The organism is Yoonia sp. JB2-21, from assembly GCF_055693545.1.
Window position 1 is genome coordinate 3,075,960 of sequence record NZ_JBVFUC010000001.1, and the last position, 12,094, is coordinate 3,088,053.

General features: G+C 56.5%; 5 protein-coding genes and 1 pseudogene. 4 read left to right on the forward strand and 2 right to left on the reverse strand.

All coding sequences use genetic code 11. The features are described from left to right. Positions 1 to 136 precede the first annotated feature (136 nt). Both ACZ1G5_RS15615 and ACZ1G5_RS15620 read left to right on the forward strand, forming a co-directional pair. Complete coding sequence (locus tag ACZ1G5_RS15615) at positions 137 to 913, forward strand: glycosyltransferase family 2 protein (protein ID WP_472733716.1); 777 nt, start codon at positions 137 to 139, stop codon at positions 911 to 913. A 199-nt stretch (positions 914 to 1,112) separates the two neighbouring features. Beyond that, positions 1,113 to 2,477, forward strand: a complete 1,365-nt coding sequence (locus tag ACZ1G5_RS15620; protein WP_472733717.1) for an oligosaccharide flippase family protein — start codon at positions 1,113 to 1,115, stop codon at positions 2,475 to 2,477. A 4-nt stretch (positions 2,478 to 2,481) separates the two neighbouring features. Here the strand turns inward: ACZ1G5_RS15620 and ACZ1G5_RS15625 are convergent, their stop codons facing one another. Together ACZ1G5_RS15625 and ACZ1G5_RS15630 are read right to left on the reverse strand one after the other, a co-directional pair. Then, positions 2,482 to 3,330, reverse strand: a complete 849-nt coding sequence (locus ACZ1G5_RS15625) for a glycosyltransferase family 2 protein (RefSeq protein ID WP_472733718.1) — start codon at positions 3,328 to 3,330, stop codon at positions 2,482 to 2,484. A gap of 247 nt (positions 3,331 to 3,577) precedes the next feature. Continuing rightward, on the reverse strand, positions 3,578 to 4,330 hold the full coding sequence (locus ACZ1G5_RS15630; protein ID WP_472733719.1) for a VPLPA-CTERM sorting domain-containing protein: 753 nt from the start codon (positions 4,328 to 4,330) through the stop codon (positions 3,578 to 3,580). 331 nt (positions 4,331 to 4,661) lie between these two features. Here ACZ1G5_RS15630 and ACZ1G5_RS15635 point away from each other — a divergent pair. Further along, positions 4,662 to 11,101: pseudogene (locus ACZ1G5_RS15635) on the forward strand (type I polyketide synthase). Further along, positions 11,102 to 12,091, forward strand: a complete 990-nt coding sequence (locus tag ACZ1G5_RS15640) for a glycosyltransferase family 2 protein (protein ID WP_472733720.1) — start codon at positions 11,102 to 11,104, stop codon at positions 12,089 to 12,091. Positions 12,092 to 12,094 lie beyond the last annotated feature (3 nt).

Sequence of the window (12,094 nt, forward strand, 5' to 3'; positions counted from 1 at the left end):
TTTGGTTTGGCAATGAGTTCTCACTTAACTGTGCTTTGATGGTATTAAATTTGTGCTCTTATAGAAACCGCGATAACGGCGGTGTTCTGATGATCGGTGCCGATATGACACTTCAAGCACGATATTTCTTCCTAGTATGACAGATACCCGTTCCGAAATTGGTGTGGTGATTATTGGCCGCAATGAAGGTGACCGTCTGCAGGCCTGCCTTGCTTCGCTGCCGTCGGATTTGGCGCGCGTCATATACGTGGACAGCGGATCGACTGACGGATCGATCGAAGCGGCCAAAGCGGCAGGTGCTCAGGTTGTTCAGCTTCAGACTGATGTTCCGTTCACGGCCGCGCGGGCGCGAAATGCCGGCCTTGCGGCATTGGGTCGGGATACACCTCCTGACTATGTTCAATTTATCGACGGCGATTGCTCCTTGGATCCTGATTGGATCAGGAAAGCGCGGGATTTCCTATCTGACAATCAAAAGGTTGCAGTTGTCTGCGGTCGACGTCGGGAGCGTTTTCCTGAGGCTTCAGTCTACAATCGCATGTGCGACGCAGAGTGGGATACCCCCATCGGTGAGACGGCAGCCTGCGGCGGTGACGCGCTGATGCGCTGGGCGGTACTTGATGCGGTGGGGGGGTATGATCCCCGTTTGATTGCGGGTGAAGAGCCCGAGATGTGTTTGCGGATGCGGCGGTTGGGCTGGGCGATATGGCGTCTGGATGCAGAGATGACATTGCATGATGCAGCCATGACCCGGATTGGCCAGTTCTGGAAACGTGCAGAGCGCGCGGGTTTTGCCGCTGCCGAAGGGCGGGCGATGTACGGCAAGGATCCCGAAAAACATGGCGTCGCCGCAACCCGACGCGCTTTGATTTGGGGGGTGTCTTTCCGTTGGTTATCCTTGGGGCGGCACTGATGGTTGGGCCGGTAGCATTGTGGGGCGTTCTTGTTTATCCAGCGCAAGTTGCAAGGCTTGCGGCCCGGGAAGGTGGCGATCTATTTGCTTGGCAGCAGGCAATGCTATTGACCTTGGGCAAGTTTGCTGAGACCCGTGGCATCGTTGCGTACTATTGGCGCAGATGGCGGGGACAACAGTCGCAACTGATCGAGTATAAATGACCGACCAAAACCAACCCACAACAACGCAACAAGCGTCGCTCGGGCGTCGTGTCCTGAAAGCGGGTAGCTGGAGCCTTACGCAAGTTGTTGTCGTGAACGGGCTACGCCTGACCAGCAACTTGATCATGACGCGGCTGTTGCTGCCCGACGCCTTTGGCCTGATGGCAATGGTCGGTCTGTTGATCGCGGGTATGACGCTGTTTACCGACATTGGCATTAACCGGTCTGTGTCGCGCGAACCCGATGGGGACCAAGACCACTTTCTGCGGGCCGCTTGGTTTTTTCGGATTATACAAAGTATCTTGATTGCCAGCGGTGTTTTCCTCGCAGCAGTTGGTCTTTGGCTCTTTGCACCTAGTCTTGCGGCAGAGGGGTCCGTGTATGCAGATCCGCGTTTGCCAACGCTTGTTGCGGTTGCAGCTCTTGTTCCGTTGATATTTGGTTTGGAATCGATGGTGACAACGCTGGCCATGCGAAACCTCATGCTGAAGTATGTGACGCTGATGGAAATCGGCGCGCAGGTGATCCAAGTCATCGTGATGATTGTGTTCGCCTGGATTTCACCAACTGTTTGGGCGCTCTTGGCCGGTATGCTGACCGGGTCCCTTGTTAAAACGATTGTCAGCCATCTGCTTATCCCGGGGCCGCGCATGGGTTTCGTGTGGGATCGCGAGATTGCGCTGCGTCTATGGCACTACGGTAAGTGGCTGATGGGCTCGTCTATATTCTCTTTTGTTGCGTTGAATGCCGACCGGATGATCCTTGGCGGCCTGATGAGCGTGACACTTTTTGGCATTTTCGTCATTGCACAAATCTGGGTTGGCACAGCCTCTATGGTGATTGGACGCCTGATTGATCAGGTTGGCTTTCCTGCCATCAGCGAGATGATCAGGACCCGTCCCAAAGACGTACCGCGGCTTTATCGCAAGCTGCAAACCGGGGTAGATGCGATGTGTATCGCGGCTTTTCTCGCTTTGCTATTTGGCGGTCAACTTCTCATCGATGTGTTGTACACGGATACCTATCAGGCCGCAGGCCGCTACGTGCAAATTCTTTCGGTGTCGTTTTTGTCGTTGCGGTTCTACAGCCACAATACGCTGCTGATGAATCTTGGAAATAGCAAGGAAATGATGCTGATTTCCATCATGCGCGCGGTGTCGATTTGCGTGATCCTGCCGTTGACCTATCACTATTTGGGACTGGATGCCGCACTTCTGGCCATCGCGTTGAACCCCTTGGTTTCGAGCTACTATTCCCTCAAGTTGTTGCGTCCATTCCTCGGCGATGGACAAGTACAGTTCGATTTGCTGTGGGTCGGTATGACGTTGCTTGTCGGCGGTCTGGTATTCGCGTTGGTCTGACCGATCAGTCGCGTCCACGTCGCCAGATAAAGGTTTCGCTGTTCTTGCTTTTGCTGGCGCGGATGTTGCTGACAAAAAAGATCATCACAAAGACGGCCGACGAAAATGGCGTGCGGAACAGGCCCATCATGTTGCTTCCCGTCTTGTTGCGCTGACTGTCATTGGCGATCAGATCCGGATACTGCTCTGCCAGTTCCATGTTTCCCTCGCTCCAGCGGTGCCGCACGTGGACCAGATTTCCAAAACCCTCTGGTAACGGCCAATCATAGGTCGCCTTGGTTTTGTGGCGTTCGTGCGGGCCAAACTGCAACCGGACGAAGCGGTCGTCAGAATAGATTGCGGGAAACTCTGCCCATCTGGACCGACCCGCGGCGTTCATGGCGTAAAGACCGATACCTGGCACGCCGTCGCGAACAAACGGCAGATTCGCCCAAACCTTGGCGTAGGCGCGGCTGGCGATGCTCCTGGGACGTGGAATATTGATTGTGCCGCTGGCATACCGGGGCTCGTCGCTGTCCAGCAGCAGCGCCAGCTCCAGCAAGAGAGGTGGGCTGAGGATGACGTCTGCATCTAGAAAGGCTCTAGTGGCGTACTTGGCAACAGCTTCGGCTTCGTTAAGGGCGTTCATCTTGTTTCCGCGCTCAATGTCCAGCACGACAAGGTCAAAACCCTTTTCGTGGAAAACCGCAACTTTCGCCTGCGCGAGTGCTACAGTGTTATCTTTGCAGCCGTTTGCAGCGACGATCACCTGGATGCCATGATCGGCAGGCAAGTCTGCTTGCGCCAAGACAGCATCAAGGCAGGCTTCGATGTAGTTTTCTTCGTTGTAGCTGGGGATAATGACTGTGAGCACTGATCAACCTATTGAAAATGATGTCTGGGATATGCCGCCATGTCCGTACTGTTGCAAGTCGCGAGTCAGGGCTGATCTCGTCTAAAGACCGATCAAAAGGCTAGCACATGGGGCAATCACGTCATTTGCCGCCGGTCAAAGCTACCATCTGTATGGCCAGAAAAGCGAAAGGCCCACACACAAGCATGGGCCAATACAGATACTGACAAATGCGATAGCGGGCGAGGGCCCCGTCGGCCATCGCAGATCAAGCGACCTTTTGGCAGGCAGCCTTACGTCGCATCATGCCAAAACCAGCAAGCCCCGTCAGCATTAATAATCCACCAGCGGGTAGTGGCACGGAAGGGACAACCGGTGCGAGATCGCCTGCAACGGCAAGGACATCTGTATCAGCGCTCCAGATCAGGTCACCAATAAATCCGCCACCGGCAAGGCCAGTAAAGTCAACAAACAGCTGCGTAAACGCATCCTCTCCAGTGGTGTGATCGCCTATTTGGACTTGGCCCGAATAGCTCGCTTGGATTTCACCTTCAAAATTGTCGCTGTCGCCACCACGTACGCGGAACTCGTGGCCGCGCTTTGTCGTTGGCGAATTTCGTGGATCATCGTCGGCATAGTCCCCAATATCCCACACCGTGCTGGCACCAACGAGATCAAAGGCGAGAGAGGCTAACCCCTTCATCGCATTGATCACATAACGCTGATTTACGAAGCCGATCGTCAGATCATCACTGATATGGTCAGTGCCGGCGTCCCAGACAGAGTAGGGGTTGGTATAAATCCACTCCCACGTCTCGGTCGTGCCATCAGTGTAGACTGCGGTAATATCAAGGCCAACAAGGTCACGTGAGCCAGTCGCGGTATTTGCGCGAATCCCGTGCTCCGAGTGGTATGCCGAATCAAGGTCATATTTCACGTCAACTGTGGCAGCCTGCGCCGGGGCAGAGACAGCCAATGCGGCGAAAACCGCGGGCAAAAATGCAGAGTAACGAAGTTTCATGGTCCACCAAACAATCAATAACCTCTTTGCTAGTAACACAAAATTTGCAGATGGGAAGGGATTTGCCGATTTGGTGCCACATTAGTTTGATTGTGCCTTAATTCGCCCACCATTGTGATGGTAATGGACGAATTTGGCATCAATTGTTAACAAATAAGAAACATTGCGTTTGGCGCTGGTTGGGATTACCTGACTGGACTGCAATTCTAACACTGCGAATAATAACAATGATTTTTCCGCCACCTTCTTTTTGCTGATCGAAAGGTGACATATTTTTGACTATTCTCGCTGGTATCCTTAACGCCGTGCACGAAAACATGTGGTTGATTTAATGAGTCTTAATTTATCTGACGGCGACGTGGCTGAAACCGACATTGCCATTGTCGGCATGGCCGCCCATTTGCCAGGGTCCGACACGGTTGCCGCTTATTGGGAAAACCTTAAGGAAGGGATTGAGTCGATCCGCCACTACGCCAAAGAGGAACTCTTGGCTGCTGGCGAGGCCGCGCATCGCTTCAATCGCCCAGACTACGTCGCGGCCGCTGCCCCGTTGAGTGGTTATCAGAATTTTGACACGGAGTTCTTCGGTCTTTCTGCTAAAGAAGCCGCAATCATGGACCCCCAGCATCGTCGTTTTCTTGAAGTGTCGTGGGAAGCATTGGAAAACGCAGGCCATATGCCAGAGCATGCCAAGGGCCCCATAGGTGTTTTCGCGGGCTGCGGCATGGGCAGCTATTTCTATTTCAATATCTGCTCAAACCCAAAGCTGGTAGATAATGTCGGCATGTTTCTGTTGCGCCACACAGGCAACGATAAGGATTTCTTGTCTACCCGCCTGAGCCACATCCTCGACCTCAAAGGTCCCAGCGTGAATGTGCAGACCGCCTGCTCGACCTCATTGGTGGCCACACATTATGCGACGCAGGCCCTGCTGTCGGGTGAATGCGATACCGCATTGGCGGGTGGCGTCACCATCGAGCTGCCGCAGGATCGCGGATATATCTACAAAGAAGGCGAAGTGCTGTCGCCCGACGGCCATTGCCACGCTTTTGACCATCGCGCCCAAGGCACCGTTTTCGGGTCCGGCGCGGGTGTTGTCGTGATGCGCCGTCTGAAGGACGCCATAGCGGACGGCGATCATATCTGGGCCGTGATCAAAGGATCAGCCATCAACAACGATGGCGCGGCCAAAGCCGGTTATCTGGCCCCTTCCGTCGATGGACAAGCCGAGGCTATTGCTGAAGCGCAGATGATTGCGGACACCCCCGCCGACACCATCGACTATATCGAATGCCACGGCACAGGCACCTATCTGGGCGATCCGATTGAGGTTGCGGCACTCACGCAGGCTTTTCAGGAAACGACCGATGAGGTTGGCTTTTGCCGCATCGGATCGGTCAAAACCAACATCGGCCACCTCGATACCGCCGCTGGCGTTGCCAGTCTGATCAAAGCGTCGCTATCGCTGCACCATCAGCAGATCCCCGCGTCTCTTGGCTATGAAAAGCCGAACCCGGCGATTGATTTTGAAACCTCGCCATTCAAGGTCAATGACACGCTCACAGACTGGATCAGTCACAAAGGTCCGCGTCGTGCCGGCGTAAACTCCCTTGGTGTGGGTGGGACAAACGCGCACGTCGTGTTGCAAGAAGCACCGGTTTTGCCGGCGTCGGACGAATCCGATTGGCCGTTCCAGATCCTGACGGTTTCGGGCCGCAACAAGGCAGCCCTTGATGCCAACTGCGCAGCCCTTGCCGCCCATTTGCGTGATAACCCCGATCAGCCATTGGCCGATGTCGCCTGGACCTTGCAAAAGGGCCGCCGCGCGTTTGAGCGTCGCCGCGTAATCGTGGCCGAGACCCATGAAGATGCCGCAGCCCAGTTGGAAAAGAACGACCCGCGCCGCGCGTTCAGCCACACAGTCGTCGGCGAAGACCCGGACTATGTTTTCATGTTCCCCGGTGGCGGTGCCCAATACGCCGGCATGGCCCGCGATCTCTATGAGACCGAGCCGGTTTTTGCAGAGTGGATGGACAAGGGCCTCGATATTCTGCAACCCAAGTTGGACTACGACATTCGCGCAGTTTGGTTGCCGGAACCGGGTCAGGAAGAGGCCGCTGACGCCAAATTGACCCAGCCTTCGGTACAACTACCGTTGATTATGATTGTTGAATATGCGCTGGCCCAATTGTGGATGAGTTGGGGCGTGAAACCTGCCGCCTTGACCGGCCATTCGATGGGCGAGAATACCGCCGCATGTGTGGCGGGCGTGATGTCTTTTGAGGATTGCATCGGCCTCGTGCATCTACGTGGCAAACTGTTTGATACGGTGCCTGCCGGGGGTATGCTGTCAATTGCCTTACCCGCTGATCAATTGGAGCCGCTCTTGGGCGATGACCTTGATCTGGGGGCCGTGAACGCACCACAACTCAGCGTGGCGACAGGCCCGCAAGCTGCATTGGATGACCTGGAAAGACGTCTGAAAGGCAAAGATATTGACTGCCAACGCATCCAGATCGACATCGCCGCGCATTCGCGGATGCTGGAGCCGATCCTGAAAGATTTTGGCGATTACCTGCGTTCGATTGAACTGCATGCGCCGCAAATTCCTTTTACCTCAAACCGTACCGGCGCGCTGATCACTGACGCGCAGGCCCAAGACCCTGAATACTGGGTCGGTCACCTGCGCGGCACCGTGCATTTCGCCGATTGCCTGACTACGTTGGCCGAGACCGAAGAACGCGTCTTCATCGAAGTCGGTCCCGGCCGCGCGATGTCCTCGCTTGCTGGTCAACATGGCAAAGTTGTCGCCAATCAGGTGATTTCCAGCCTGCGTCACCCCAAAGATGACATCGCGGATGATGCGTTCTTTATGGCAATGCTGGGTCGCGTCTGGGCCGTGGGTGGCACGTTTGACTGGGGCCAGATCTGGGGCGATGCGCGCCGGTTGAAGGTGCCGCTGCCGACCTATGCATTCCAGCATGCGGCCTATTTTATCGAACCGGGCACCGCGACTAGCGATGAAACCAGCGAATGGGTGACCCGCTCTGAAACGCCCGAAGATTGGGGGTATCGCCCTGCGTGGCTGCCGCGTTATGCGGCTTGCGATGTGGATGTGACGGGTGATCTGTCAGAGGCGGAAAAGCAAACTTGGTTGGTTTTCGCAGATGATGCTGGATTGACCGCGACGGCAGCGCTGCGCCTGCGCGACGCTGGCCATGATGTGATTACCGTGCGCCCCGGCGATACTTTTGCCCGCGACGGCGAAGTTGGTTATTTCATCGCGCCCGAACGGGGCCGCGAAAGCTATGATCAACTGATTTCAGACCTGAACACCCGCGATCTGATCCCGACACGTATTCTGCATGGCTGGATGATTACGGCGGATGAAAGTTTCCGTCCTGGATCAAGTTTCTTCCACCGTGTGCAGGAACAAGGCTTCTACAGCCTGTTCTTCCTTGCCCAAGCGATTGGCGGCGAAGACCTGCCAGACAATATCCACATCTGCGCACTCACAGCCGGGGCCGCGCAGCACAAGGATGAGGCACTGGCCCATCCCGAAAAGGCCACGCTTGCCGGGCCTGCACGGGTTATCCCGCGCGAGTTTCCACAGCTGACCGTCTCGACGCTTGATTTGGATTTGCCTGCAGCAACTGGCCGCGAAAAGCGCGGGTTTGCTAAGGTGGACACAGATAGACTGGTTGATCATATCCTTGAGGATGCGCTCGCCGAGCCGGGCAATGGAACGGCATTGGTGCGCAACGGCAAGCGGTTCGAACTGACATACAAGCCTGCGGTGCTGACCGATCTGCCCGATGATGGCCCGTTGCCCGTTCTGAAAGACAAAGGCGTCTATCTGATCACTGGTGGTTTTGGTGGCATCGGTCTGACCTTGGCTGAAGCGCTGATTAAGCAATGTGACGCCCGTATCGCCCTGCTTTCACGGTCTGCTTTGCCTGCGCGCGAGACTTGGAAAACCGCGCTCAAGAACACTCCGCCCACGTCGTCATTGGCCCGCCGGATCAAGGCCGTCCAAGCGTTGGAAGCGATGGGCGGCGAAATCCTGTCTGTTGCCGCAGACGTCAGCAACGTCGAAGATATCCGCGATGCGCGCGCGCAGGTCGAGGTCGCATTTGGCCCCGTCAACGGCGTGATTCATGCCGCGGGCCACATCGACGACGCGCCCATCATGGCCAAGGATGTGACCAGCATTGAAGATGTGTTCGCCCCCAAAATCCACGGCACGCAAGTGCTGGATGAGGTCTTCCCGGACGGTGATCTGGATTGGCTGGTGCTCTTTGCGTCAAGCTCCACGGCGACCGCCCCCTTGGGCAGGTCGACTATGTGGCGGCCAACGAATACCTCAACGCCTATGCTAAATCACGCAGCGGCGGCAAAACCACCGTGCGCGCGATCAATTGGGGTATCTGGGCTGACGTGGGTATGGCCGCTGACGCTATGGAAGCGCGCACTGGATCGGGCGTCCCGGCAGAGGCAATGGACGCTGCCGCCCCTATGCTGGATGCGATGACATTTGACCGTGCTGGCAACCGGATATTCACGGCCAATTACACCGTTGCCGACCGCTGGTTTCTGGACGAACATCGCACCAAAGCGGGCGATGCCTTGGTGCCAGGCACCGGCTATCTGGAAATGGCCGCCGAGGCCTTACATGAAATGGGTGAAACGGCAGCTTTTGAAATCCGCGATCTGTATTTCCTGCGCCCCTTTGCGGTTGGTGACACCGGATCAGTTGACCTGCGCCTCACCCTGCCACGCAGCGAGGCGGGCTATGAGTTTTTAGTCGAAAGTGGCAGCGATGGCGCCTATGCGCAAAACGCGCAAGCCAGCTTGCAAATCCTCCCGCTGGCCGCACCTGAACCCTTGGATATCGTGGCTATTGCTGCGCGCTGCGAGGCGCCGATTGAAGCAGGCGATCTCGGCTGGATCGCCTCTCCGCAAGAGGTGCACCTGAACTTCGGCCCGCGCTGGCGTGTGCTGCAATCAACCGCCTTTGGGGACGGTGAAGGCCTCGCCACATTGGCGTTGCCGGAAGCTGCGGTGAATGACCCGGCTGCGGGCTATTTGCTGCATCCTGGCATGATGGATTTGGCCACCGGCTGGGCGATGAAACTGATCACAGGCTATGCGTCACAGCACCTTTGGGTGCCTGTGTCTTATCGGTCAGTTAAAGTGCACGCACCGCTTCCCGCAGAAATCGTCAGTTGGGTGCGCAACGCGCGCGACAACACAGCAGACAGCGACATCGCGAGCTTTGACATCACGCTTGCCGCCCCTGATGGGACCGTCTGTGTTGAAATTACTGGTTTCTCCATTCGGCAAATGGCCGAGATGGCAGGCTTTGGTGCGCAGGATGAAGCCAAACCGACGCAGTCCGAGGACGAAGCCGCACGGCCTTTGTCACCCGCCGAAGAACGCCTGCGCCACAACCTGTCGCAAGGTATCCGCGCGGAAGAAGGGGCGGACCTGTTTCTGCGTGCGTTGCTCAGTCCGCATCAACAGGTGATCCTGTCGTCGCTTGATCTGGACGCGCTGATCGCGCAGGCCGGGCAAAAAGATGATGAAGATGCCGAGGACGGGCAGAAATTTTCGCGTCCGCAGTTGGATAGCGATTTCGTGGAACCCGAAGGGCCCATCGAGGAACGGCTGGCTGCCTTTTGGCAGGATTTGCTGGGTGTCGACCAGATCGGGGCCGAGGACAGTTTCTTTGATCTCGGCGGGCATTCCCTGATTGCGGTGCGCCTCTTCGCGCAAATTCGCAAAGCGTTCCAAGTCGATTTCCCCATTTCGGTGCTGTTTGAGGCTCCGACAATTCGCAAATGCGCCGAACTGATCGCCGCACGCGGTGTCACGGTGGACGGCGAAGAGGCACCCGCCGATGCGCCCAAAGCGCCGACGCGCCGGTTCACGCATCTGGTGCCGATGCACCAAGGCGAAGGCGGACATAAACCGCCGTTCTTCTTGGTCGCGGGCATGTTTGGCAATGTGCTGAACCTGCGCCATTTGGCGCATCTGATCGGCAGTGACCGGCCCTTCTATGGCCTGCAAGCGCGTGGCCTTTTGGGCGACGAAGAACCGCACCGCACGATTGAAGACGCGGCGACCGACTACATCGCTGAACTGCGGCAGGTCCAACCGCACGGGCCGTACTATTTGGGCGGCTTCTCTGGTGGTGGGATCACCGCCTATGAAATCGCCCATCAGCTACGCGCGCAGGGCGAAGAAATCGCGGCCCTTGTTTTGCTCGATACGCCTTTGCCGGTGCGGCCGGGTGTCGAAAAATCAGATAGGCTGCGCATGAAGTTGCAGGATATCCAGCGTGGTGGTCCGGGGTATTTCATCAATTGGGCCAAATCGCGGATCGCGTGGGAGCTCGAAAAGCGGCAAGGCCGCGATGAAAGCGCTGAGGAAGGCCAGCAATTTCATAACCTTGCAATCCAAGATGCATTCTTGGAAAGCGTGGGCGCTTATCAGGTCAAACCATGGGATGGTACGCTGGCGCTGTTCCGTCCGCCACTGGCTGCAAAATGGACGATAGGTGATCGTCTGATCAGCGAAGAGCGTGTCTACCTTTATGAAGACAACGACTGGACCAAATTTGCGCCTGGAATAGAGGTTTTCGAGGTGCCAGGAGATCATGACAGCATGGTGCTGGAACCGAACGTGCGCGTGCTTGCCGCCCGCATTCGTCGGTATTTGGAACGTCCCGTTGCATCGCCCAGCCTGTCCTACAAAGAAGCGGCTGAATAGATGTCGGACCGGCGGATCCTTACAATTGTACTGAACTACAAGACGGCTGAGATGACGCTGCGCGCGGCCGAAGCCGCACGCGTCGCGATGCAAGGCTTGCCGGGCGAGGTTGTGATCGTCGATAACGATAGCCAAGATGGTTCGTTTGATACCATGAGCGCGCATGTCTTGTCCGAAGGATGGGACAACACCCGCGTGATCCAATCCGGCCGCAACGGCGGCTACGGCGCTGGCAACAACGTAGGTATCAGGGCGGGCATGTCAGATGGAGGCCGGCCGGACTATGTCTATATCCTGAACTCAGATGCGTTTCCGAAGCCAGACGCGATCCGGGTACTCTACGAGCATCTGAATGCAACGCCGGGCACAGGTTTTGCGGGGAGTTTCATCGAAGGCGAAGATGAAATTCAACATACGACAACGTTCCGTTTCCCGTCGATATGGAGCGAACTTGAGGGATCAATTCGCTTTGGCCCCGTGAGTAAGATCTTGAAAAACTACCGGGTGCCACGCGAGTTGACACGGACCGTCCCTGTCGACTGGCTGGCTGGGGCGAGCGTGATGATGCGCCAAGACGTGCTTGATGAAATTGGCCTTTTTGATGAAACGTTTTTCTTGTATTTTGAGGAAACGGACCTGTGTCGGCGGGCGCAGCGCGCAGGCCATCAGGTCATGTTTCTGGCCGAAAGTGTTGTGACGCATCTTGGCTCTGTTTCCACCGGTATGAAAGAATGGAAGCGTGTGCCGGACTACTGGTTTGCATCGCGCTGGCACTATTTCACTAAGAACCACGGGCGCGCCTACGCTGCTTGCGCCACCACGCTGCATTTGTTTGGCGGCAGTCTGCACTGGTTACGTTGCAAGCTGACACGCAAACCTCATGGTGGCGCCCCGCATTTCCTGCGCACGCTCGCCCGTCACGATATTACCGCCCTATTTAAGCCTCAGCGGGGAAAGCTCATGCAGCCCAGCCCGCAAATTGGAGAATGATTT